The organism is Gimesia chilikensis (assembly GCF_008329715.1).
In the GTDB taxonomy this organism is placed as follows: Bacteria; Planctomycetota; Planctomycetia; order Planctomycetales; family Planctomycetaceae; genus Gimesia; species Gimesia chilikensis.
In genome coordinates, this window is record NZ_VTSR01000011.1 from 150108 (window position 1) to 175880 (window position 25773).

At 54.4% G+C, this 25773-nt stretch carries 15 protein-coding genes; 3 read left to right on the forward strand and 12 right to left on the reverse strand.

Annotated elements, in window-relative coordinates; genetic code table 11:
* Nucleotides 1-61: 61 nt before the first annotated feature.
* The gene (locus tag FYZ48_RS16220) at nucleotides 62-1408 is read left to right on the forward strand and encodes a DUF1501 domain-containing protein (protein ID WP_149342171.1); all 1347 of its coding nucleotides are present in this window, start codon (nucleotides 62-64) and stop codon (nucleotides 1406-1408) included.
* Nucleotides 1409-1479: 71 nt separating this feature from the next.
* Here FYZ48_RS16220 and FYZ48_RS16225 read toward each other — a convergent pair whose 3' ends face one another.
* The 3 genes from FYZ48_RS16225 to FYZ48_RS16235 form a co-directional block, all read right to left on the reverse strand.
* Nucleotides 1480-2466, reverse strand: a complete 987-nt coding sequence (locus tag FYZ48_RS16225; RefSeq protein WP_149342173.1) for a DUF1559 domain-containing protein — start codon at nucleotides 2464-2466, stop codon at nucleotides 1480-1482.
* Nucleotides 2467-2580: 114 nt separating this feature from the next.
* On the reverse strand, nucleotides 2581-2967 hold the full coding sequence (locus tag FYZ48_RS16230; RefSeq protein WP_149342175.1) for a hypothetical protein: 387 nt from the start codon (nucleotides 2965-2967) through the stop codon (nucleotides 2581-2583).
* A gap of 110 nt (nucleotides 2968-3077) precedes the next feature.
* Entirely contained in the window at nucleotides 3078-4103 is a 1026-nt protein-coding gene (locus FYZ48_RS16235) for a DUF1559 domain-containing protein (RefSeq protein WP_149342423.1), read from the reverse strand.
* A 692-nt stretch (nucleotides 4104-4795) separates the two neighbouring features.
* On the opposite strand from FYZ48_RS16235, the gene FYZ48_RS16240 reads away from it, so the two are divergent.
* The gene (locus FYZ48_RS16240) at nucleotides 4796-6109 is read left to right on the forward strand and encodes an outer membrane protein assembly factor BamB family protein (protein WP_149342177.1); all 1314 of its coding nucleotides are present in this window, start codon (nucleotides 4796-4798) and stop codon (nucleotides 6107-6109) included.
* A gap of 121 nt (nucleotides 6110-6230) precedes the next feature.
* On the opposite strand, the gene FYZ48_RS16245 is transcribed toward FYZ48_RS16240, so the two are convergent.
* The 9 genes from FYZ48_RS16245 to FYZ48_RS16285 form a co-directional block, all read right to left on the reverse strand.
* Nucleotides 6231-7343: a sialidase family protein gene (locus tag FYZ48_RS16245; protein WP_149342179.1), complete on the reverse strand. Its 1113-nt coding sequence runs from the start codon at nucleotides 7341-7343 to the stop codon at nucleotides 6231-6233.
* Nucleotides 7344-7434: 91 nt separating this feature from the next.
* Nucleotides 7435-10602, reverse strand: coding sequence for an efflux RND transporter permease subunit (locus tag FYZ48_RS16250; RefSeq protein WP_149342425.1), 3168 nt, complete (start codon nucleotides 10600-10602; stop codon nucleotides 7435-7437).
* 82 nt (nucleotides 10603-10684) lie between these two features.
* Nucleotides 10685-11944 (reverse strand): efflux RND transporter periplasmic adaptor subunit, encoded by a 1260-nt coding sequence (locus FYZ48_RS16255; protein WP_187782058.1) that lies wholly within the window; start codon nucleotides 11942-11944, stop codon nucleotides 10685-10687.
* Between the two features lie 73 nt (nucleotides 11945-12017).
* The gene (locus FYZ48_RS16260) at nucleotides 12018-12746 is read right to left on the reverse strand and encodes a TetR/AcrR family transcriptional regulator (protein ID WP_149342184.1); all 729 of its coding nucleotides are present in this window, start codon (nucleotides 12744-12746) and stop codon (nucleotides 12018-12020) included.
* A 291-nt stretch (nucleotides 12747-13037) separates the two neighbouring features.
* On the reverse strand, nucleotides 13038-14474 hold the full coding sequence (locus tag FYZ48_RS16265; protein WP_145186037.1) for a sigma-54-dependent transcriptional regulator: 1437 nt from the start codon (nucleotides 14472-14474) through the stop codon (nucleotides 13038-13040).
* A gap of 161 nt (nucleotides 14475-14635) precedes the next feature.
* The gene (locus FYZ48_RS16270) at nucleotides 14636-15370 is read right to left on the reverse strand and encodes a sensor histidine kinase (RefSeq protein ID WP_149342186.1); all 735 of its coding nucleotides are present in this window, start codon (nucleotides 15368-15370) and stop codon (nucleotides 14636-14638) included.
* Between the two features lie 264 nt (nucleotides 15371-15634).
* Entirely contained in the window at nucleotides 15635-17770 is a 2136-nt protein-coding gene (pnp, locus tag FYZ48_RS16275; protein ID WP_149342188.1) for a polyribonucleotide nucleotidyltransferase, read from the reverse strand.
* Nucleotides 17771-17825: 55 nt separating this feature from the next.
* On the reverse strand, nucleotides 17826-18095 hold the full coding sequence (gene rpsO, locus FYZ48_RS16280; protein ID WP_145041487.1) for a 30S ribosomal protein S15: 270 nt from the start codon (nucleotides 18093-18095) through the stop codon (nucleotides 17826-17828).
* A gap of 309 nt (nucleotides 18096-18404) precedes the next feature.
* A complete protein-coding gene (locus tag FYZ48_RS16285; RefSeq protein ID WP_149342190.1) occupies nucleotides 18405-20726 on the reverse strand; it encodes an NfeD family protein in 2322 nt (773 codons plus the stop codon).
* Nucleotides 20727-21175: 449 nt separating this feature from the next.
* On the opposite strand from FYZ48_RS16285, the gene FYZ48_RS16290 reads away from it, so the two are divergent.
* Nucleotides 21176-25747: a DEAD/DEAH box helicase gene (locus FYZ48_RS16290; protein ID WP_149342192.1), complete on the forward strand. Its 4572-nt coding sequence runs from the start codon at nucleotides 21176-21178 to the stop codon at nucleotides 25745-25747.
* Nucleotides 25748-25773 lie beyond the last annotated feature (26 nt).

The following is a 25773-nucleotide window of genomic DNA, read 5'->3' on the forward strand; positions in this document are numbered from 1 at the left end:
ACCTGTTACAGGTGAAAGCGTTAGTTAGTAGATGGTTTGGATTCACTGAAAGGGAGCATTGATGCTCAGGCTAGAAGATCAGTCAATTCGTTTATGTGACCGCATGCCCCGCCGCTCTTTCATGCAGATTGGTGGCCTGGCAATGGGGGGAATGTCCCTGCCCCAGATTCTGAAAGCACAGGAACAGTCGGGGAAGCGTTCTTCACACAAAGCCGTCATCATGATCTTCCTCGCCGGTGGTCCACCGCATCAGGATATGTTTGACCTGAAGCCAGACGCACCGGATGAAGTCCGCGGCGAATTCAAACCGATTGACACCAACGTCCCCGGGATACAGATCAGCGAACTGATGCCGCGTGTCGCCGGTATGATGGATAAGTTTTCGATCATCCGCTCGCTGGTTGGCGCAGAAGGTCGCCACGATTCGTTCGAGTGCTGCACCGGTCATCATTTCCGCAGCTCTCAGCCACAGGGAGGCTGGCCCTCTCTGGGATCGGCTCTCTCCCGGGTGGCAGGCCCCGTACATCCCACGGTCCCTCCCTATATTGATTTGTCACATACGATGGCCCATGATCCCTGGAACATCAAAGGTCCCGGCTATCTGGGACTGACGCACGCTCCATTCCGTCCCGATGGACGCGTGATGGAGAACATGACGCTGAATTCCATCAACAAAGGACGACTGTCCGAACGAACGCGACTGCTGGAAGACCTGGACCGTTTTCGCAGGACCTCGGAAACCGGTCTGACCGACGGCACCTACGATGGCTATACGCAGCAGGCACTGGATGTACTCTCTTCCTCGCGCCTGGTTGAAGCACTGGATCTGGAACGCGAAGATCCCAAAGTTCGCGCCCGTTATGGAAAAGATGACCCCAAGGTACTCAGCTACAAACTGGATATGGGATACCAGGCAATCATGTCCCGCTTTCTGCTGGCCCGCCGGGCAGTGGAAGCAGGCGCACGCTGCGTCACCTGCAGCTTCGCTCATTTCGACTGGCATGGAAATAACTTTGGTCATGCCCGCAAGGTCGTTCCCCTGCTCGACCAGGGAGTCGCAGCCCTGGTTCAGGATCTGCATGATCGGGGCATGGATAAAGATGTGACCGTTTTAGTCTGGGGCGAATTTGGACGTACGCCTAAGATCAACAAAAACGCCGGCCGTGATCACTGGCCCCGCGTGCACGCCGCGCTGATGGCCGGTGGAGGCATGCAGACAGGCCAGGTGATCGGTTCGACTAACCGACTGGGTGAAGAAGCCGTTGATCGCCCCGTGCATATGCAGGAAGTCTTTGCGACGCTGTATCACAATCTGGGCATCGATGTCGCATCCACGACAATCGAAGATAACAACGGACGTCCTCAGTACCTGATCGATCAGCAGGCTCCCATCCGCGAACTCGTCTGACACATTGAGTCGTTCCGAATGACACTGCATTTCTGATTGCCAAGAGTTAGTTGGTATAATCCTCCGTCAACTCAAGGACTAAAGTTCGTCGATTCCTGACCGTCTGCGGTTCCAAGTTCCAGGTAGACGCGGGAGCTCATGTTTTCGCTGAGAAAATGGACAGAGCCATCCGCGAAACCGAAATGGGCGCCCCCTTCATGGTCGGAACCGGCTGACTGGTAGAAACCATTGTTGAAGCCGCCTGCAGTTCCTCCGGAAATCCCGGTATCGAACATGGTGGCCACACCACCAGCGGCCCAGCAGTCCTGGCTCGATTTGGGAGCACTGGAACTGTGCAGCTTCTGCAACTCTCCGGTCATGATGGTATTAGAAGTACCATCGTCGACGTCGCGAATCGCGGTATCGCTGTTCACGGAGAACATTCCCAGAAAGGCACCGCTGCCTCCCCCGAAAGTGCCGATCAGTGAATCGGTACGGTGCGTCAGGTGAAAGTAATCACCATCGGCCCAGCCATTTCCACCGCCGATGCAGGTTCCGTAATCAGAGCCTCCTTTGACAAACCGGTTGGAGGGCAACGTCGACCCCGCTACCGGATTTTCACCAAGCATGATTCTGTCATCAACCTTGCGAACCTTACTGCGACGCGTGGGACAATAGAACAAAGGAATGTCATTCTCTGCCAGACTGCGATTCCCGATCACATTGGTGTTGAAGTTCCATTTATTGTAGAGCGGGGCCTGATCTACATAAGGGAGAATCTGGACCATCCAGCTCGTCCCATGTAAACCGGTTCCCGGAGTTTTGCCCGCATCCCCCCAGACATTGTAAGCACTGGAGGTCGTCGTTGTGGCGATTGCTCCCGGCGGAAACAGTCCATGTGTTTCGTGATAATTATGGAGCGCGAGCGCCAGCTGCTTCATGTTATTTTTACAGGTACTGCGGCGAGCGGCCTCACGCGCCTGCTGGACAGCAGGCAGTAGAAGTGAGATTAAGATAGCAATGATCGCGATGACCACCAGCAGTTCGATGAGCGTAAAGCCCGATCTTCGATAGCGCATTACAGGGCCCTTTAGATAAAAAAGAAATGAATATGAGCAGAATGCAATTGCTTTATCTAAAAAGAATATTTGAGTCGTTCGATGATTGCTGTTGAGTGGAAGCCTCCTCGCCAATCAATTAGAAGAGAGATCAAAATTAATTTCATTCTCTCCGGATTTCACCTGGGCAGTCAGTTCCGTTTCGTCGCTGTAATTCGCAGGGATCGTCTCTTTTTCATTGACCAGCTTGCTGACAACGACCTTATGGTCCCCCAGGGCCGCCCCTTTTTCATCACGAATATAGACCAGCTCATATTTGCCGGCGCTGTCGGTTTTCCCCGATGAAGCCCGGACGGTATCCGGCATGAACGTGACATAAGCATCCGCCAGCGGTGCCCCATCCATGGTAATGGTCCCTGTTACATTCCCCAGGTCCGGCGTATCACTGCCACCGCAGGCGGTGCACAACAGCATGATTCCCAGACATAAACCGGCCGACGAGATTAATTTCAGTTTCTGCATATTTCGCGATCCTTTTCAGGCTGAATTATTGAGACTGCAGGCAGACACAGCGTCTCTAAAGAATGCTGTGCCTACCCCCGTCAGGTTAGACCATTTTCGTCAGCTATAGTTTAGAACTCACCTGCAACTTTATTCCCGTCGGCGGTGCCAATCCGGTTAAAGGTGGTGTTATCAATGTTCTCACTGATAAACCGGACGGAGCCATCGGCCATGCCGAAATGAGCGCCCCCTACATGGTCGCTGCCAGGCGCCTCGTACTGGCCGCCATTAATACCGCGGTTATTTCCACTGCCGTTTTCTGAGCTGCTGCCTGCCGTATCGGTGTCGAAGATATTCGCGACTCCCCCTGCGGCCCAGCCGTCCAGACTCAGCGAAGCGTCGTTTCCGCGCAGACGCTGCATTTCACCTGTCATCAGGGTATTCGTAGTTCCGTCCTTCACGTCGCGTATCTGGGTATCGCTGTTGGGATAGAAAATGCCCAGGTGTCCGCCCGAGAATGTCCCCATCCATTCACTGCTTGCACCGACTCCCAGTGATTCATGACCAGTGCCGTTGAAACCGTCACCGAAGCCGTTTCCGGCACCTTTACACCCGCCGTAGTCGTTCCCCCCTTTCTGGAAGGGGTTGGTGATCGTGGTGGAACCGGGCGTTTCATCCAGTTGCAGTTTCTGATCGACTTTGCGAACCTTGCTGCGGCGGGTCGGACAGTAAAAGATCGGGATGTCGGTTTCTGCGACCGCACGGTTGCCCATCACGTTGGTGTTGAAGTTCCACTGGTTGTAGACATTAGCCTGATCGACAAAGGGCAGGATCTGCAACATCCAGCTCGTACCGTGATAGCTCACGGGAGACATGCTGCCGGCCTCCATCCAATCCCGCCAGCGGACCGTGTTACCACTTCCCCCATTGGTCAGAGTGACAATGGATCCCGGAGGAAAAACCCCATGTGTCTCATGATAATTGTGCAGCGCCAGTCCAATCTGTTTCAGATTGTTTTTACAGGTACTGCGTCGTGCCGCTTCACGCGCTGACTGCACCGCCGGCAGTAACAGGGCAATCAAGATTGCAATAATCGCGATCACAACCAGTAGCTCAATCAGAGTAAAGCCCTTTTGGTATTTCCGCTTGTTTGTCATCAACATAACGCCTCCCGCACCAAGGAATAGAAAAAGGAAAAATAGAGCCACACCACATCTGGTGTGCTAAGAAAAGCTGTTGAAATTTTGAAATAAGAAATGAAAGCTGAAAGGGTCTAACATCAGGCAATCCCTTACCGATCAAGTACACTACCTCCAATAGAACACTATTAGTTGAACAGTAGTGTTTTTATTTAAACAAATAATTTCGAATAATCAAAATATTTACAATGAATTCTTCGTAAAACATTAATTTACAACAACTTACTTAACCTTCGTTACAGCCTTGTTTATTAATGATTTATTAATATGTGGTTAATGCCACGCCTGCCAACTACTTAGGCCCGCAGATAATGTTCACTATCCCTGATTTTTAACAGAGGAGTCAGCAATAGAAAATCCTGCCATTGAACAGATTCCTACACTGCATAACCCGCTGGAATATCTCGCCTTATGCTTGCATCTCTCTGCTGAATTCCACAGAGTCAAAGTCTCGATCAGAAACCGAGGTCTCTGATTTCTAAACTGTCTATCTCACCCGAGTCTGCTGGAATTCAGACTGAAATGCCTATCAGGATGATCTGCAACGCGCTGACAGGTATAATCGGGACATGGAATTTCAACACGGTGGGACATTGTGTCTACACAAAAGTCTCTCAACAGCTGCCGCCAGCAATAAGGAACACTCACACATGCTTTTGCGATTTTTCTCCTGTGCCGCCATCGTCCTATTCAGCACCGCGCTCACTTCCGCGGAAGACTGGTCTCAATGGCTGGGATCGGACCGCTCCAGTATCTGGGAAGCTGAGGATATCGTCGACTCGTTTCCGCAATCAGGCCTGAAAGTCGAATGGCGTGTGCCTGTCGGCCTGGGCTATAGTGGCCCAGCTGTCGTTGACGACAAAGTCTACGTGCTGGACTATGTCAAAGATTCAGGCGAAGTGGTCAATAACCCGGGGGGCACTTCCAAGATTGAAGGTCAGGAACGCGTGCTCTGCGTTTCTGCTGAGAATGGCAAAACAATCTGGGAATACGCCTACAGTTGCCCCTACGATATTTCCTATGCAGCCGGCCCCCGTTGTACTCCCACCGTAGCAGACGGCAAAGTCTATGCTCTCGGAGCAGAAGGGAATTTCACCTGTCTGGACACCGCAACCGGAAAGGTAGTCTGGAGCAAAGATTTCAAAAAGGAATACCAGTCCAAAACACCGTTCTGGGGACATGCAGCCAGCCCGCTTGTTGATGGTGATGTGGTTTACTGCCTGGTTGGTGGTCCGGGTTCAGTTGCAGTGGCATTTGATAAAAACACTGGCAAAGAACTCTGGCGTGCCCTGGACAACGATGACATCGGTTACTGCCCGCCGACCATGATCACTCATGAAGGTGTCAAACAATTATTGATCTGGCATCCGAAGTCTCTGAATTCACTCAATCCTGAAACGGGTCAGGTCTACTGGTCACTCCCTCTCAAGCCGCAGTACAACATGTCGGTGACGGTTCCCCGGAAACAGGAAGATTTTCTGTATGTCTCCGGAATCGGCGACGAAGCGGCCTGGATCGAACTGAAGGGAAAAGCCAAGCCGGAAATTGCCTGGAAAGGTAAGACCCGCGAAGCACTGTTCTGCTGCAACAGCACACCGTTCATTGTGGGAGACACAATCTACGGCAGTGACATTCAGTCGGGAGACTTTATCGCGGTTAACCTCAAAGACGGCAAACGCCTGTGGGCCTCCAAGGAAGTAACTCAGGCTGGTCGTCGAGACCGTCACGCGACGGCCTTTATCGTCAAACACGACGATCATTTCTTCCTGTTTACCGAGAAGGGAGACCTGGTGCTCGCGGACCTGTCTCCCAGCGGATACAAGGAAATCAGCCGCTTCCACGTGCTGGAGCCGACGAATGAAGCCTTCGGGCGTCCCGTCGTCTGGAGCCATCCTGCGTTTGCAAATCAATCGCTGTTCGCCCGCAACGATAAGGAACTGGTGCGCGTGAGTCTGAAGAAGTAACCTTCTTCGAACTACTGTTGAGACGTATTCGCCGTCTGCTGTTTCCTCGAACGGATTTCAGCAGGCGGCTTTTTTATTGGCTTTTAGAGAAACTGGTTATATTCACTATCCATGATCCTGATTACTTCACCTGTCCCGCCGGTGCTTTCCAGACCGTCACTCCCAGGTGATAACCTTGATGCAGGGGCGAATTGTTCGAATACCAGGCGGTCACAATGTCGCCGTTCGCTTTCTGAACGCTGGAGGGATAGCCACAGTCCCCACCATCGGCAGTATGGGCCAGTCGCAGGGGACTGCTCCAGGTCTGACCGTCATCACTGCTGAGTTTGGCACAGACACCACGATTACCGTTTACCCGCACCCCGTAACTGAGCAATAATCGCCCGTCCTTCAGCCGCAGCAGGTGCCCGTTGATTTCGTTGCGTTCAGTCACAGGCAGCGGTTTCTGCCAGGTAGCTCCATTATCGTCGCTGCGAATCAACTCCATCTTGTCCACACGGGCTGCGGCCAGCCACTTGTTATCTCCCAACCGAAACAGGTCGGTCTCATTGTGTCGGTCGCCGATGATGGAAACCGGCTGCCAGGTCCAGCCGTCGTCTTCACTGCGAAAATGCCAGGAACGCCAGCCACTGGTGCGCGTGGACTGGGTGGGATCTTTGAACTTGCCCTGATAGCAGGAGACGTGTAAGGCACCATCACTGCCCGCCCAGATATCGCCAAAGGGAATGTATTCCGACCAGCCGGGCTCGGCAGCTGGAAAGGCATCCCGCTGTTCCCAGGTACGTCCCCCATCCCGGGAACGCAATACCCAGTTGAGCATAATGTCATCGCGAAACGGGGCCTGTTTGGGTCGCTCTGGTTGTTTGTGATTGGTCCAGCCGGAACAGAGAACAACCAGATCGCCGTTGTGGGCGACTCCCGCAGCGTGATTCATCCGCACCGTCCCCGGTTTGTGCCGGGTAATGGTACTCCGTTTCTCCCAAGCAATGCCATTGGAGCTGGCCCAGCAGTCAATGTCCCCTTCCTGCTGTCCATGACTGGGTTGATTGTGGAATACCACAACGATCGTTCCATCGGGGAGCAGCGTGAGATTAGGCCAGGCGCAAACGTTCTTGACGGCAACGACCTGTTTGACGATTTCCGGTTCTGCTGCCGGTTCTGCTGATTTAGAAATGCTGGCACTGAACCAGGATGTCAGAACGATCAGGGCAAAAAGCAGGCGGTGACGCATCATCTCTCCCGGGATTTCAGTTGATTAAAGAAAGGCTTTACCAGCCTTGATCGTAATCAATCTCACACCGGGATGCACGAAAACTCTGAACGATTTATCGTAAAGCGGGTAAGCGGTCTTTGAGCTTCGAGAGGAGTGTCGAGCCCTCTCCTTCGGGAACCGGATCCTCTGCGCCTGCCCGTAAGGGACAGTTGCGACACATCACCAGTATGTAAGCCGAGGGAATGAAATAGAGTGCCAGTAAGGTCGCCCCACCGACGCCCCCTGCGATCGTAATCGCCAGAGGAGGCCAGAAGCCACCTCCCGCCAGCACCAGGGGAATGAATCCGGCGACCGTCGTCAGTGAGGTCGCGACGACGTGCCGTGTTGAACGCAGAACGACATCGCGGACGACAACCCGATCCCCTTTGTTGGCCCGTGGATTCGCCCGGAGCTCCGCGAGCACCACGATGGCATCGTTAATCGCGACCCCCGCCAGCCCCATCGAGCCGACGATCGCCATGAAACCGAAGGGGAAGCCAAACAGCCAGAGCATTCCCAGTCCCAGACCGATCGAGAGAATCCCCACGGCCCCCACCAGTCCTGCAACTCGAAACGAGGAAAACGAGAGCACCAGTGTGGCAACCATCAACACCATCAACACGCCGACGTTAGCCATCAGGTTCCCTACGGCGTCATCCCGCTTGGAAGCCTCCCCACCCCATTCCAGGCGATAGCCGGGCGGGAGCTCATAGCCGGCCTGCTGCAGTCGTTTCTGAAAATCAGCCAGCACTTTTGCGGGGAGCACGCCGGCTTTGATATATGCCTGCACTTCGTTCATGCGTTCGCCGTTGAAATGAGAAATTGCTGCGATCTCAGATGACATTCTGACGTCGGCAATCGCAGTCAGGGGAACATACTGTGCCTGGCCGTCAGGGGTTTTCTTACTGGAGATCAGCTGTAGTGATGCGATATTCTCAAGCGAACCCCGGCGGTCGTGGGGCACGCGAATTCGCACGGGCAGCTCTTCGGTCTCTTCCAGAATGCTGCCGCCTAATGTCCCTTCGAGGGCCGCATTGAGTTGCCGGGAAATCTCAGCATGGTCCAGTCCCGCGAGCCGTGCCTGCTCTTCATCGATCTTGAGTGTGAGTTTGGGAAGCGGGTCGGCCAGTTCCGCTTTGTGATGCAGGACATCAGGAGTTTTGCTGAGAATGGTGCGAAGTTCATCGCCACTCTGGCTGAGTTGATGCAGATCGGGGCCGAACAGCCGGACTTCAATCGGCGCATCAAAGGGGGGGCCCTGCTCGAGTTGACGAACGAGAACCCGCGAATGCGGTACTTTTCGATCCAGTTCCTGCTGCAGTTCGTGAATCAGCTGTCGTCCGCCATGTGCTGAGTTGAGCTGCACCAGTGCCTGGGCGAAATTGGAACTGTTCTCCCGCTTGGCGATGATGTTGTAATAGAACTGAGGGGCACTCTCACCCAGAAACCATTCGATCCCTCTGACCTGGGGATGTTCGAGCACGACCTCACGGATGGCCGCGATGGTCTCCCGAGTTTCTGCGAGGGAAGCATGCGCGCTGAGTTCCAGCTCAATGTTGATCTGATCTCGGTCGGCAGGAGGAAAGAACTGTTCGGGCAAAGAACCGGCCACGATGAAGCCACTGATCGGCAGGATGCAGCCCAGCCCCACGCCAAGTAACGGTTTGGAAAACAGAAAATCGAGTGATTTGGAATAGGCGTTCCGCAGGCCTGCATGACTGAAGCCCACCTGCCACCAGTGACCGGTCTCCGGATCTTCTTCAGGATCAGCAAACAGGGCTGCGATCGCGGGGATGACCGTCATCGCGAGGAAGAACGAACTGCAGATTGCCAGAATCACGCTGATCGCGATTGAGCCTACAAATTCTCCCGCTGGTCCGGGCATGAGTGCGATTGGCGCAAATGCCAGGGCCGTGGTCAGGGTTGATCCCAGCAGGGGAACCGCCAGATGCCGGACCGTTGAGATCACGGCATCCTCGGGAGCCATACGGGCATGCAGCTTGGAACGGACTTCATCGACCACCACAATCGCGTTGTCGATCAGCAGCCCCAGTGCGATAATCAGCCCGGTCACCGACATCTGATGAATGGGAATATCAAGCATCCGCAGCCCTGCGAGAACCATGAAGGCTGACAGAGGCAATGCGGTGCCAATCACCAGTGCATTCCGCCAGCCCATCATGAAGACGATCACCACAATTACAGCCAGTCCGCCAAACAGCAGGTTCCAAATCAGTCCACTCAAACGGGCCTCAACGTAGCGATTCTGGTCGAACAGCATCTGCACCTGCACATCATCGGCAAGTGACTGTTCAAACTCGCGAATGACGTTTTTCGCCTCCTGACTCCAGTGATCGATGCGCATGCTGTCCCGAACGAACATCCCCAGGGTCACCGCGGGTTTCCCATCAGCGACCACCAGGCTGCTCAAGGGCTGTGCTACCCCTTTGTGAATCGTGGCGATATCTCCCAGTTGAACCGAATGTCCTTCCGAGCCGAACTGCACCGGAGTCCGGGCGATTCGCGCCAGAGAATCGAGTTCGGAATCGACATCGATCAGCAGATCGCTTTTCTGTCCCCGTAGCAAGCCTGCTGTGAGCTTAGCGTCCGAGGCTTCCACCTGCCGGGCGATTTGCTCAACACTCAACCCAAGCGTCGCCACCCGGTCTGGTTGAATCTCGACCAGGATCTCTTCATCGGGATCACCAAAGGTATCGATGTCTTCGGTGCCGGAAACGGCCCGCAGGCGGTCTTCCAGCTGTTTCGCCGACCGACGGAGCACGGCGTAGTTAACCGGGTTTGGATTATCCCAAACCAGCGCCACGATCAGGGCATAAGCTTTGACGTCCATCTCTTCGAAGTCGGGCTCTTTCGCTCCCGAGGGGAACTCGACACGGGCATCATCGATTTTATCGCGAATCCGTGACCAGACTTCGTCTACCTCGTAGACATCGTCGCGGAGTTCGATAGTAATCGTGGACATTCCCGAGCGGGAGATGGACCGCAGTTCTTTGATTTCGTCAATCTCACGGAGTTCTTCTTCGATTCTTTCAGAGACCAACGATTCGACGCGAGTGGCATCGGCACCGGGGAAGCGGGTCTGCACCAGGGCCGAGCGTTTGGTGAGCACAGGATCTTCCATACGGGGCAGGATATAGAAGCTCGACAGTCCGGCAACGGCAATCAGGGCCATCAACAGAATCAGCAAGCGGCGGTTACGATAGAATAAGCCTTCCAGCATTTCTGATTTTCCCATTCTGTCCTGAAAGGTTGCAGGCTACGGCTCAACGTGCGCTATTGAACTGGATCAGTGATTCCGTAAATCAGGAATCGGATTTGATCACCACCCGTTGGTTATTCGCCAGTTTATGAATTCCATCTACGACCATCCGGTCTCCTGATTTCAATGTCCCCCGGACGAGGACCCGGTCGCCTTCCGTATGCAGAACTTCGATCTGCCGTTTCTCCAGAATCAATTCCCCTTCCACTTTCCCCGGTACGACAGCATACGCCGACCAGAGGCCACGTTCCCCTCGTGCCAGGGCACTGAGTGGCAGCCAGAAGCCCCGCATTTCCACAGGCTCTTCCATCGCGAGACGAATCACCTGACCGGGAATCAACTGCTCGGCAGCCTGTTTATCGAGTGCCAGCACGACTTCACGAGTGCGGGTCACCGGATCGAGTTCAGGCAGCACCGCTTTCAGAGTTGACTGGTATGTTTTGCCATTGAGTTGTACCTGCTGACGGGCGCCACGCTTCAGACCGGGTGTCATTTCGACCGGCACCCCGATGTGGGCTTCAAGCTGTTGATCTTCTACCAGTCGCAGTAGCGGTGTCTCGGGGGAAATCACAGTTCCTTCATCTGCATAGCGTTTCGAGATGCGTCCGGAGAATGGTGCTTTGAGTACCGTGTCTTCCAGATCGATCTGGTTGTCGGCCAGCTGAGCATCCAGATTAGCGACGACCGCTTTCTGAGCATCCAGCTGCTCCTTGCGCGTCCCTTCCTTTAATTCCGAGAGCTGACTCTTCGCCGCATCGAGCTGCGCCTGCTGCTGCTGGACATCGTACTGCGAAGCTTCATACACAGCCTTGGAGATCGCATTGCGTTCCAGCAGTTGTTCGTTGCGGGCATGATCTGCCTGCAGATTTTTCAGCTTGGCTATCAGCTGTCTGACGGTGGCCTCCGCGGCGGCAATGGTCTGGGGACGGGGACCGGCGAGGAGTTCATCCAGCTTGGCCTGGGCGGCATCCCGCTCTGCCTGGAGCTTCTGACGGACAATCTTCAGGTGACGGGTATCGAGCCGGGCCAGGATCATATCGGCTTTGACTGGATCTCCTTCGTCCACATTGATCTCAATCAGCTTGCCGCTGCGTTCCAGTGAGAGTTCGCTGGTACGTGCAGCTTCAACTTTTCCGGTATAGGTACGTTTCCGCGCAAATGAACCGACGGGTTTCAGCTCTACAACTTCAACGGGAATCCCCTGCTCCTGGGACTGCTGTTTCGCGGTGACTTCTGTGGAGAAGGCCTGCTTGTGAAACAACCAGTAACCGCCGGTCAGACAGACCATCAGCGCGAGTATCAACGGGAGTCTCAGTCGCCTGAACAGGTGTGAGACGAATTGACGATTCGTCAACTTTGGAACAAAAAAAAGCGTTTCAGACAGAGATCTGCTGGAGTTCATTTCCAAACACCTCCTCGCTGACACGATCAAAGACCGCATCGTAGTCGACGATAGAACTGAGCGGCTGCCAATCGATTCCATCCAGAAAACGATTGAAATTACGACGCAGCATTTCGAAGGGTGCAGAAATTCCGATTTCATCCAGCGAATTACTGGTGGCGATGATCGAATAGCCCCCGAAGGAGAGCGACCAGAGACCGAAGACGATTTCTTCGGGAGTTGCGTGATCGCCCAGGACAAGTTCATCCCGGGCAATGGCATCGCGAACAATGCCTCCTACAACCCCCATGCAGCGATGTTCACAATTGGCCATAATCTTCCGACGTTCCTCTGAGGTCTTTTCCCAGATGGAATCGAGGCGAATCGTCTGTTCAACCCGGAAGTGATCGGGGTAGAGTTTTACAAACAGTTCAGCAGCGGTTCCGATGGCGGTAATACGCTCGCGCGATGTCCCCTGGTACAGGGACGCCTTTTCGAACATCGCCAGTCGCTTTTCCAGCGTCTGGATCGCGAGGGTGATAATGATCTCTTCCTTACAGGAGAAGTGATTGTAGATCGTCCCCTTGGAGTACTCGAGCATGCTGGTCAGGCGGTCCATATTCAGACCGTTATAGCCCCCCTCAATGAACATGGGACGGGCGCATTCGAGGATTTTGGCCTCGCGTTCCTGAATTTCACGTTGTTTGCGTTCTCGTGTACTCATAGCGTCATTATTTTGACGGATCGTCAATATTTGTCAAGATGTCGCAGAAAATTATTCATTTTTCCGCCGAATCTGGGCAGAAACAGGGCTGGGCTGTAGCAGTTTGCGCAAACACCCACAACACTTATACCATTACTGAATAATGACTTACAGAACAAGCACCCAAGAAGGCACCCGAAAGACAGATGGAGAAGAATTGAGGGACTTCAGAATAGGAAGACAGCAACAAGGTCTGTTCACTGCGTCAAATCGAGAGCGAAACAGGGCTTGAGGAGAGGCTGGCAACGAGGGTCAGACGCCCCCCTGCTCTTCTTTCTGCTTTTGGTACTCTTTGAGCTTCCGGTAGAGGGTTCGCTCACCGATGCCCAGCATCTTGGCTGCTTCTTCCCGCTTGCCGTCCGCGAGATCGAGAGCCCGCTCAATGTAGTAGCGTTCTACCTCAGAGAAAGGACGACCAATGAGAAAATCAGCCCCGGAACGATCCGAGGTATAGCTGCTGTCTCCATCCGGTCCCGCGACAGGTACGATCTCTTCAGGCAGGTCGTCCAGATCCAGAATGCCATCGGTGTCCAGCACCAGCATTCGCTCGGCGGCATTGCGGAGCTGACGGATATTGCCAGGCCAGTCGTATGACATCAGTGCGCGACGGGCAGCCCGCGAAACCCCTTCGTAAGGCTTGTCGTATTGGGCGGAAAGCTCTTTCAGGAAATGATCAGTCAGCAGCGGTATGTCCCCCCGCCGTTCCCGCAGTGGGGGCAGTTCGATTTTTACCACTGACAGCCGGTAGTACAGATCCTGTCGGAAGGTTCCCGTCTTCACCATTTCGAGCAGATCCGCATTCGTTGCAGCCACCAGGCGAACGTTGAGACTGATCTCTTCATTGGTTCCCAGGCGGGCGATCTTACGGTCTTCGAGAACGCGGAGCAGTTTGATCTGGGTCTGCATCGGCATTTCGCCGACTTCATCCAGAAAGAGGGTTCCCCCGTTGGCATGCTCGAACTTACCAATCCGCTTTCCGACGGCACCGGTAAAGGCTCCCTGCTCGTGTCCGAAGAGTTCACTCTCCAGAATACTGTCCGGCAGTGCCGAGATGTTAAGGGGGACGAAAGGCTTGCTCTTTCGCTCACTGTTCTGGTGAATGGCCCGGGCAACGAGTTCTTTCCCGGTGCCGCTCTCGCCTTCAATCAGCACGGTGCTGTTCGTGGAAGCGACATTCTTCAGCTTTTCGACAATCTTATGCATCTGGGGCGTGTTGCCGATCACGCCTTCGAAGCCGAATTTTTCATCCAGGCGGCGATGGAGTTCTGCATTGCGTCGCATGAGACGGACGCGTGTGGACGCCTTTTCGACCGCGTTGCGGAGTTCGCTGATATCCAGTGGCTTGGTGAGATAGGTATAGGCCCCGAGCTGCATCGCAGTCACGGCAGAGTTGATCGAACCGTGCCCGGTCAACACGATGACTTCGGCGTCGGGAAGTTCTTCCTTGGCAGTGCGAAGGATCGAGAGACCATCGACACCATCCATGCGCAGATCGGTGATCACGATGTCTGCAGTCTCGCGTTCAATCAGCTTGGCGCCCTGCTCCCCTGAGGTAGCGATTTTACACTCGCAGCCGACCCGCTCCAGGCTTTCTGCCACCGCCTGGGCATGTGCTTCATCGTCATCAATGATCAGGACACGAATCACGATTGATTCAAGATCAGTTTCCGGGGCGTCTTTCGCGCTCATCGAGCAGACTTTCTGCCTTCTATCAGTTACGAACCTATAATATTGTTATCAGGGGCTGACCGCCGTCGCCATGTTTTCCTGCAGGAAAGAGCACAGCCGGACGGACAGAATACATCTTATTCAAGTCGAAAATGTAATGAAATTGTGCAGGGAACCATTCTTCAGCAAACGGGGAAGGAAATGGTAAACCGCGTCCCGCGACCGGGTTCACTGTCACATTCAATCGTGCCGTGATGGGCGTCGACGATCTTTTTGACCGTGGGCAGTCCCAGGCCACTGCCTCCCGCTTTCGTGGAAAAGAAGGCGTCGAACATCCGCGACTTAACCTTTTCATCGATGCCTTTACCGTTATCGATGATATCGAGGTAGACGGTGCCATCCCGATGTGAAGTCTGTAATTCGATCAGACCGCCATCGGGCATTGCCTGAACCACGTTCAGCGCCAGGTTCATCAACACCTGCCGAAACAGAGCGGGATCGATCTGGACCGCAGGCAGGTCCGCGTCGAAGTGCGGGCTGATTTCGATGCCGGCTTCATTGGCCTGAGGGCGGAAGAAGTCGATGAAGTCGCTGACCAGGGAATTCAGGTTGGCAGTAGTCAGTGCCAGTTTGCCTACCCGGGCAAACTGCAGGAAGGCATCCAGGATCTCCTGCAGATGCTTGCATTCCCGCTGCACGCTTTCGACTTTTTTCAGCATGCGATGTCGGGAAGGGACATCCAGTGTCTCCAGATCTTCAGTGAGCAGTTCGAGGTTCATGCTCATCGTGGAGAGCGGGTTTTTGATTTCATGCGCCAGGCCGCCGGCCAGAGTTGCGATTTCGGAATACTGGGCTTCCAGCTTTTCCCGTTCTGCAACACTCAGCGGGCTCTCGTTGACTGCGGATGGTCTCTGCATGGTTACTTCCCAACCGGACGGACAAAATAGTGGAGCACGATGGTCTGCTGCGCCACTCTTGTATCAGAAACTGCTGTTTCAAAAATAAAACGATGAAGTCATCTCAAATCGAGCTCCTTCATCGTTTTATATTTATCTCAGATCAAAAAGAGTGACTGAGCCATTGTCTGTCAGACCTGCAATGACGGGGTTTTCAGCAGTTGAACACACTCGCTGGTGTGTGGTTTGCTTTGAACCCCGGTCAATTCAGGTGATCGATGGCCCTTACTCTTCTTCCGCTGCAGCAGCGTCGCCATTTCCTTCCGCAGCAGCCTGTTCAGCCAGAACGGCTTTGCGGGAGAGTTTGACGCGGTTCTGATCATCGACGGCGATGACCTTCACCTGCAGACGGTCGCCCATTTTACAGATGTCACTGACCGATTTCACGAACCCATCCGACAGTTCGCTGATGTGGCAGAGCCCATCTTTACCAGGAGCAATCTCAATGAATGCACCGAATTCTTTGATCGAACTGACCACGCCATCGTAAATCCGTCCGACACGTATTTCTTCGGTCAGGGCTTCGATGTGAGCCAGAGCTTTCTCAACGATTTCTACATTGCCACCAGAGATGGTAACGGTTCCGTCGTCCTGAATGTCGATGGTTGCTCCAGTGTCTTCCTGGATCGCACGGATCGTCTTACCACCCGGACCGATGAGCAGACCAATCTTTTCGGGATTGATCTTGGTCTGGTGCAGACGTGGTGCGTAGGCAGAGATTTCTGCCCGAGGACGACGAATGGCGGTAAGCATGGTTCGCAGCAGTTCCAGACGGGCCTTTTTGGCGGCTTCCAGAGTTGCTTTGATAATGTCTTCACCAATACCATCGTTTTTCAGGTCGAGCTGAATCCCGGTGATCCCTTTCTGGGTACCGGCGACTTTGAAGTCCATATCGCAGAAGTGGTCTTCATCGCCGATGATGTCAGTCAGAACTTTGAAGTCGTCTCCCTGAGTCACCAGACCGATTGAGATCCCGGCAACAGGTTGACGCAGCGGGACACCAGCGTCCATCAGCGAGAGAGTCGCCGAGCAGACAGAGGCCATCGAGCTACTACCGTTGGATTCCAGAATATCGGAGATCACGCGGATGGTGTAAGGGAAGTCTTCTTCGCTGGGCAGTACCGGTGCAACGGAACGCTCTGCCAGACAGCCGTGACCAATTTCACGACGTCCTGGTCCACGAATCGGACGACATTCACCGACGGAGAACGGCGGGAAGTAGTAGTGCAGCATGAACCGCTGCAGTTCTTCTTCAAACAGACCGTCGACCCGCTGCTGGTCACGCGATGTGCCCAGGGTAACGGTTGCCATCGACTGAGTTTCGCCACGTGTGAAGACGGCAGAGCCGTGCACGCGAGGGAGTGTCGATGTTTCGCAGGAAACATCCCGCAGCTGATCGGGAGTACGACCGTCAAGACGGCGACCGGCCATTGCCAGTTCGCGAACAGCCCGTTGTTCCAGATCATGGAAGGCTTCTTCGAACTGAGCGCGAGTTGCGCCATCTGCGGTTTCTGTTGCTTCTTCGGGGAAGAACTTTTCTACCAGTTCGTTGTGAACGACTTTCGTGCCTTCACGACGTTCTGCTTTGACCGTACTCTGCATGGCAGCGGCCAGTTTCTGGTAGATGGGATCATCCAGTTTCGCGATGAAGGGATTTTCCGGAGGTGCTTCGTACTGGAAGGGCTCAATACCGGCCTTTTCACGCAGTTCCAGCTGCAGATCAATGATCTTCTTCAGCTCGGAATGAGCGTGCATGATTGCTGCAGACATTTCGTCTTCAGGAATCTGGCTTCCGAAACCTTCGATCATCAGAACCGATTTGCTTGAACCGGCAACGATCAGATCCAGGTCGCTTTCAGCGATCTGCTCCCGAGTCGGCAGGGTAATCAGTTCGCCATTGATGCGTCCCAGGCGAACGGCGGCGATTGGTCCCTGGAAGGGAACCGGAGAGAGGCACAGTGCAGCACTGGCCGCGTTGATTGACAGTACGTCAGGATCGTTAAATCCATCACAGGACATGACGTTAGACATGACCTGCAGTTCATCTTTAAATTCTTTGGGAAACAGGGGACGAATCGGACGGTCGGTCAAGCGTGCCGTCAGGATTTCCTTGGTGGTAGGACGTCCTTCCCGTTTCAAAAATCCACCGGGGAACTTGCCTGCAGCAGCAGTCCGTTCCCGATAATCAACTGTCAGAGGGAAAAAGTCAGTTCCCTCTCTTGCAGGGCCTGTCGCCGTTGCGACAAAGACGACAGTTTCACCATATTGAATAAGAACAGACCCTGCGGCCTGCTTCGCTAACTGACCAGTTGTAAGACTAAGTTTCTGTCCGCCAACCTCACATTCAACAACTACTTTCACAATAATTTCCTAATTCTTTTCCGACAAACCGACAAAGATCAGCGAACAACCGAAATTACTTTCGGATATTCAGCCGATCGAGAATTTCCCTATAGCTTTCTGCATTCTTTTTGTGCAAATAATCCAGCAGACCACGGCGGCGGCTGACCATCTGCAGCAGGCCACGACGACTCGCGTGATCTTTAACGTTGGACCGGAGGTGCTCGGTTAAATTTACAATCCGTTCGGTAAGCACAGCAATCTGCACTTCTGCAGATCCGGTATCCCCTTGTTTCGACTGATACTCTTGAATCAATTCTGCTCTTCGTTCCTGAGTGACTGACATTCTTTCACTTAAACCTTTACAACAAACAACTTGACAAACAGAGAAGATCGGGGACTTCCCCATGCAAAGACAGCCACTACGATCCTTGTCTGGACTTTCTGAGACGGGTAATGGCGAGAGAAAACAAAGCTATTACGCTAGCTTTCAGGGTATTTAAGCACTTAATGTAGCAATTTGAATAGATTATTCAATGGATACGCTAGACGGTTTATAAAAACGTTTCTGAATCAATTTAAACCGTCAGCATACCCTGACAACCGGCAAAGCATATACACTAGACCACCCCCGCAAGCCAGAAACCGCATCAGCCTAAGCATTTTCCTCATCGGGACTTACTTCACGCACCACAATTTCATTCCCTTGAATCTGGGCAATTTCTACCGGTACCCCGACCTGGATATAGGGGCCTTCGCTGATCACATCGATCCAGACTCCCTCAATTTCAACCCGTCCTGCGGGTCGTAAAACAGACGTGGTGACCCCCTGCATGCCCACTTTTAGCTCCAGGCCGTGACGGTGGACACTGTCAAAGTTGCCGAGCAGTTCGGGGTCCAGCCGGATCTCGTGACCACCTGGACGCTGATTGTCGCCCGGGGGTGCGAGAATAATCGAACTCATCAGCCGCGACTCGGGCAGAAACCGATTCAGAATCAACGCCAGCACAATGACCGTTACCAACGACGCACTCATGGTGCCGACCGTGTTGGTCATGTTGGTGAAATCAGAACCGGGGCGCAGTGTATTGAAATCCCCGAAGGTCTGGCTGGCAAGAATAATCGAAGAGACGATCAGCAGCCCCCCGGAAACGCCGAAGATGCCGAAGCCGGGAATGACGAAGATCTCCATCAGAATGCAGATCATGCCGATCACGAACAGGACGATCTCAAGGTAACCTGCAGTCCCTCCCAGAAATTTGCTCCAGAAAAACAAGCCGAAACAGACGGCTGACATAATTCCGAACATCCCGGTCAGCGTGTAAAGTTCGAGGTAGATGAACAGGGCTCCCATGAAAAAGAGCAGAAAGGTCACCGCTCCTGTATTAAGGTAAAAAACAAGGGTATCGACCCAGGTACGCCCGACCGCTTTCAAGTTGACAGCAGCGGCAATCCCCAATCGCTGCTTGAGTTCATCAATGTCACGCACGGGAGGTTCCGCGAGTTTAAGTTCGTGAGCCCGGACGCCGTTGACGGTCAGCAGGTTGCCTTTCTTCGACTCGGGAATCATCGGGCCTTTGATCCATTCCCCATTCGATTCATGAATTTCAGTATCGGACATGAACCAGAGCTGACCGGTTTTGCTGTTGGTGACTTCAAAGACTTCCAGATCCTTATCCATCATCGCTTCACAGACCGCTGGTGGCCGGCCTTTCTTTTCTGCGAGATCGCGAATCGTCACCCGAATCGGGCTCAGAATTTTTTCCGGTACGAATTCGAACTGCCCATTTTTGTTCTCATGCATCACCCCCGCATCGCCAATCTGCCCGTTGGGTTTGAGAAAAATCTCGTCACACCCCAGGGCAATAATCGCCGCACTGCTCATGGCACGTTCGGGAATATACGCAACGGTGCGAACCTTACTGGATTCGAGATCGGCAATCCGGTTTGCCAGATTCATTCCGGAAAGCAGGTATCCACCGCCGGAATCGATTTCAAACACCAGCATATTGGCCCCGGAATTGACGGCCCGATTGATCTGCCGTTCGATGAACGTTTCCAGAATGGGTGAAATCATCCCGTCAACCTTGATCAACATTACTTGAGGCGCTTCTCCCACCGTCGGATCGTCGCGCAGCTTTTCCCGTGGAATGCCGTAGAATTCGGAAAGATCTCCCCGGGAATGAGCCAGTTGCTGGACCAGCACATCGACGGCCCGGGCTTTGCTGCCCGAAAAAACGCCCAGTGAACCGACTTCTTTGATGGTTTCCACATCGGTGATCACGGCCTGATTGTCCCGCAGTCGCTTCAGTTCCTCGGGAGTGACCACCCGCGATTCGACCTGCTTATTCTTGCCCTCGCCCTGCTGGATTTTCACTTTCAGGACGGCCTGTTGCGGATCCATCATGCCCAGAGCCAGCGCCCGGCTCAGCTTGGGATTATGCCGTTTTTCCACAATCGAGAGCACAAACTGCTGTTCGTCCCGATCCAGTGCTTTACCGTATCCGATGTCACCGAGTTCCGCATCGGGGTGCATCACGATTTCATCACAGGCCAGCGCCAGTACCACGTTGTTACCAATGACCGTCTCCGGGATCCAGGCAATTGTTTTCAAGCTGGATAATTTAGACGAGGCCAGAAATTTCGCCAGCCCCTGCACCTGGTGAAAGGGACTCGAACCGGGTGTAATTTTAAGCACCAGATAGCCGGTCTCTCCGGCTTGAGCAGCTTCGTTCTGCAGTGCCAGGGCGGCATTGGTCACACGTCCGTAGGTGACCTCACCCACGGGACTTTCGATTGACATGAACTGCGCGGGAATCGATGGGGGCCCGTCGGGCTCGGCTTTCTTCGCAGGTGGATCCGCTGGTTTTTCGGATTTGGGAGCCTGTTTGGCAGGATCAGCCTGGAGTGCAGAATTTCCGTTGAGCGCTAAAAGTCCCAGAATCAAGGCCAGGAACATCTGGTTGACGTGTTTCATGATGTGACTTTCAATCAGGTCTGAACTGCAAAGGCTGAAAACAAAATCGCGTTCTCAGCTGTCGGCCTCAAGATGGGACAGCGCCCCGACTCTACTACTATAATGAGTTTCGGAAGAGGGGGTGTACTCATTTAACGGTATTTTATCCCACAGGGATCATTTCCTGCACAAAAATTATAGATGATTTTCCCATTCGAAATAAGGCCCTGATTTTCATTCCAGCCCGAACCGAATGAATCTTCACAAATCGTGGTGTTTCTCTATAGACAGATGGAAGACACTTCATGTTCATCTTAAAAGTCTCAATTGCGTTCACTGGTGAGAGACGCGCGTGCCTCTACAATCCTGACCTGTGAAACCGTAAGAATTTCGGAGAAAACAGGTTAAACTTTCAGCGGTCACTCCTTACAATACAGGGACGAATCGTATCAGTACCCTAAAGGGCAACCATGTCATTCTACGGCTATCACCCCATCATCGAAAAGTGGTTTCGCAAACGCTTTGCGGGCCCTACCGAACCGCAGCAGCAGGGCTGGCCCTGCATCAACCGGGGTGAGCACACACTGATTTCCGCTCCCACCGGGAGTGGTAAGACATTGACGGCGTTCCTTTCGGTGATCGATCGCATCGTGAAACGCTCACTGGAAGGCGACCTGGATGATGAGACCGTGGTCGTTTACGTCTCCCCGTTACGGGCGCTCTCCAATGACATGCATCGCAACCTGACCGAGCCCCTGGAAGAAATTTCCGCACTGCTCGAAGAAGAAGGCTACCTGTTTACACCGATTCGCATCGGATTACGCACCGGGGACACCCCTTCCTCACAGCGTTCTGCGCTGGTCCGGCGTCCGCCCCATATCCTGGTGACGACTCCCGAGTCGCTGTACCTGATGCTGACCGGCACCAAAAGCCGGGAGACATTGAAAACCGTCGAGACTGTAATCGTCGACGAAATCCATGCCCTGCTCCGCGACAAACGGGGATCGCACTGGTCGTTGACCCTCGAACGACTCGAAACACTGGTCGAGCATCCGTTGCAGCGAATTGGGCTGTCAGCGACGCAAAAGCCGCTGGAACGGGTCGCACAATACCTGATAGGAAACCGTCCCGAGATTGAGATCACGAGTTCTGCTCACCCGGAACAGGAGAGTGCTCACCCCGAACAGACCTGCCGGATTGTGAATATCGGCCACTCCCGTACGCTGGATGTGGCGATCCAGGTCCCCCCTTCGGAACTGAGTGCGATCTGCACTCACGAACAATGGGCGGAAGTACTGGACCAGATCGTTGCGTTGATTGAATCGCATCACAGTACGCTGATCTTTGTCAACACGCGGCGTCTGGCCGAACGGATTACCCATCAGCTGACCGAGCGATTGGGTGAAGAAGTCGTCGGCAGTCATCACGGTTCGTTGTCCGCCAAAATCCGGCATCGTACCGAACAGAAGCTGAAAACGGGGGAACTGAAGGCGGTCATCGCTACCGCGTCACTGGAGCTGGGAATCGACGTCGGCTATATCGACCTGGTGGTACAGATTGGTTCGCCACGCGGCATCGCGACCTTCCTGCAGCGGATTGGTCGCTCGGGGCACTCACTGGGACTGGTGCCTAAAGGACGGATCTTCGCGCTCTCACGCGATGAATTAATGGAAAGCATGGCCCTGGTACGGTCGATCAAGCAGGGAATCCTGGATACGGTACGTATGCCAGAAGCCCCGATCGATATTCTGGCCCAGCAGATCGTGGCGGAAGTCTCCGGCCAGGAGTGGAACACAGAGGAGCTGTTTTCAGCGGTCACGCGTTCTTATTCCTATCGCAATCTGAAGCGGAACGACTTCGACAGCACGATTCAGTTTCTGAGTGAAGGGATCAGCAGCACAGCCGGCCGCAGTCGCGTCTATCTGCACCATGACCAGGTACAGAAACGAGTCCGCAGTCGTAAGAATGCCCGTCTCGTCTCAACCATGAACGGGGGGGCGATTCCGGAAATCGCCTCGTACCGTGTCGTCACCGAAGACGATCAGACGGTGGTCGGATCGGTGGATGAAGAATTCGCCGTGGAAAGCATGGCCGGGGATGTCTTCCTGCTGGGCAACACGTCCTGGCAGATCCGCTACGTGCGTGGCGGCGATGTGACTGTGGTCGATGCCCACGGTGCGCCGCCGTCAATTCCCTTCTGGTTTGGTGAAGCACCGGGACGTTCGCTGGAGCTCTCGACCGAGATCTCGCATCTGCGGGAAGAACTATCGCAGCGAATTGAAGATCCCGAACAGGCGATTCTCTGGCTGACGACCGAATGCAATGTCGATGAGTGGGCGGCCAAACAGACCGTGGAATACATTCAGGCGCAGAAAGCGGCCCTGGGAATGGTGCCCACACAGAAACGAATTGTCTTCGAGCGGTTCTTTGATGAATCCGGGGGCATGCAGCTGGTGATTCACGCCCCTTTTGGTGGCGACATCAACCGGGCCTGGGGTTATACGATGCGCAAGCGGTTCTGCCGCTCCTACAACTTTGAGCTGCAGGCGACCGCCGACGATAACGGTATTATCCTTTCGCTCGGGCCGCAGCATAGCTTTCCGCTGGAAAGTCTGTTCTCGATGCTCAATACCAGCAACGTGCAACAGCTGTCCGAACAGGCCATTCTGGATCATCCCATGTTCCACGTCCGCTGGCGATGGAATGTGACCCGCTCCCTGCTCGTCTCCCGCATGCAGAACGGAAAAAAAGTTCCGCCTCCGCTGCAGCGGTTTCGCGCCGAAGACCTGCTGACCGCCGTCTTCCCCCGATTGACCGGCTGTCCGGAGAACGAGATCGGCGAGATTGTCCGCCCCGACCATATTCTCGTCGACCAGACACTCTATGACTGTCTTAACGAACAACTCGATATCGACGGGCTCAAACAGGTCTTACTGGAAATTGAGCAGGACCAGATCAAGCTGATACCCCGCGATACCCGGGAGCCGTCCCCCTTTTGTTATGAGCTATTGAATTCGAGCCCCTATACCTTCCTGGACGGGGGCGAAGCCCAGGAACGACGCGCCCGCGCAGTGGCAACACGGCACACACTGTCCGTGGAAAGCGTGGAAGACCTGGGACGACTGTCCCCCGAGGCGATCGCGCAGGTCTGTCAGGAAGCGCAGCCCCTGGTTCGCAATGCAGACGAATTCCACGATGTCCTGCTGGGACGAATTCATCTTCCCATCAACCAGTGTCCCGACTGGGCCGACTGGTATCGGGAACTTGAAGCCACAGGACGCGCGACGACACTCACACGTGCGATTGACAATACAATCCCGAGTTGGGTAGCGACCGAACGACTGCCCGCGGCCCTGGCCGCTTTCCCGGATTCCACACATGCACCGGCGGTCGATGTTCCAGCAGGCGTGCAGCAGGAATGGGAGTCGACCGAGGCCCGCACGGCCATCATTCGGGGACTGCTGGATACCTGCGGTCCCCTGTCGGTGGCGGAGCTTGCGGATCTGGCTGGCATGACCGAATCGCAAACCGAAGCGGCCCTGTATGCACTCGAAGGGGAAGGCTCTGCCATGCAGGGTTACTTTCGCGTGAAAGATCCAAACTGGGATCAGAGTGCAGATGAGGGACAGGAGCAGGCGGAAGTTAAAGAGTCAGACAACGTCGTCCCGCCCAAAGAATGGTGTCATCGCCGGCTGCTTTCCCGCATTCATCGTCTGACGCTGCAGGGACTAAGGGCCCAGGTACAGCCTGTTGATCCCAGTGTGTTTATTCGCTATCTCACGCATCATCATGGACTGGCTGGCGGCGAGAAACGGACCGGCACGAATGGTCTGTTTGAAGTCCTCTCGATGCTGCAGGGGATCGACATCCCGGCGATCTGCTGGGAACGGGATATCCTGCCGGCGCGTCTTTCAAATTATCAAAGCAGTCAGTTGGACGAACTTTGTTTCACCGGCGAGATTGGCTGGGGGCGACTCTATCCTCCCAAGCGCAATCCGGACCAGGGGAAACCGATGACCGGCATCACCCGCAATGCACCGGTCTCGTTCTTTCTCCGCGAGGATATTCCCTGGCTGACCTGTTTCAACCCGGTGCAGTCAGAGAGCGAACCAGAAGAATCCTGCCTGAGCAGCCCGGCACAAGAAGTACAGGAACTGTTGACCCAGCGGGGTGCCCTGTTTGCCACCGATCTGATGACGGCGACCGAGTCACTCCCTTCGCAGATTGCAGATTCCCTGGGAGAGCTGATTGCCCGCGGTCTGGTCACTTCAGACAGTTTTTCCGGTATGCGACAGTTTACGCAGGACCGCTCCACACAGAAGCGGCGTTCTTCGCGGAAATCACGGATCGGTCTGGTCCGCAAACGTTCGACTCCCAACAACACTGGACGCTGGTCGAGCTGGCGACGCGAGCCCGAGGAACCGATCGAAGAACGGGGACTCAAGCACTACGAAAATGTCGAACAGTGGGCGTGGCAGCTGCTCAGGCGGTGGGGCGTGGTCTTCCGCGATCTGCTGATTCGGGAACCCGGTGCGCCGCGGTGGTTTGAACTGCTGCAGATCTTTCGTCGGCTGGAGGCTCGCGGTGAAATCCGTGGGGGTCGCTTTGTAACGGGCGTAGCCGGCGAGCAGTTTGCCATGTCGGGTACGATTCAGGAACTGAGAAAGTTACGGGACGAATCGGGCAGCGACGAACTGACGATTCTGTCCGCAGCCGACCCTCTAAACCTGGTGGGCATTCTGACCAAAGACGCACGCGTTCCCAGCACGGCTCACAATCGCCTGGCTTACTGGAACGGAAATCTGATCGCTTACTCGAAGAGCGAAGAACTGTTCCTGGTAACCAACGTGAACGACAAAATTAAAAGGGAACTTGTGCTCGGCTTCGGGCTCCCCTTGCCTGCAGGATCCAGTCCGGAACAGAACACGGTCGACGACGAAACGGACACCTCAGACGAGTTGCAGACAGTCGAAGCAACTGAAACTGAGGGCCCGGTTGAACAGTCGACGCCACGAAAATCACCTCGCCCCTCATTTCTCTAAACACAGGAATGTCCCGGGGATTTTAA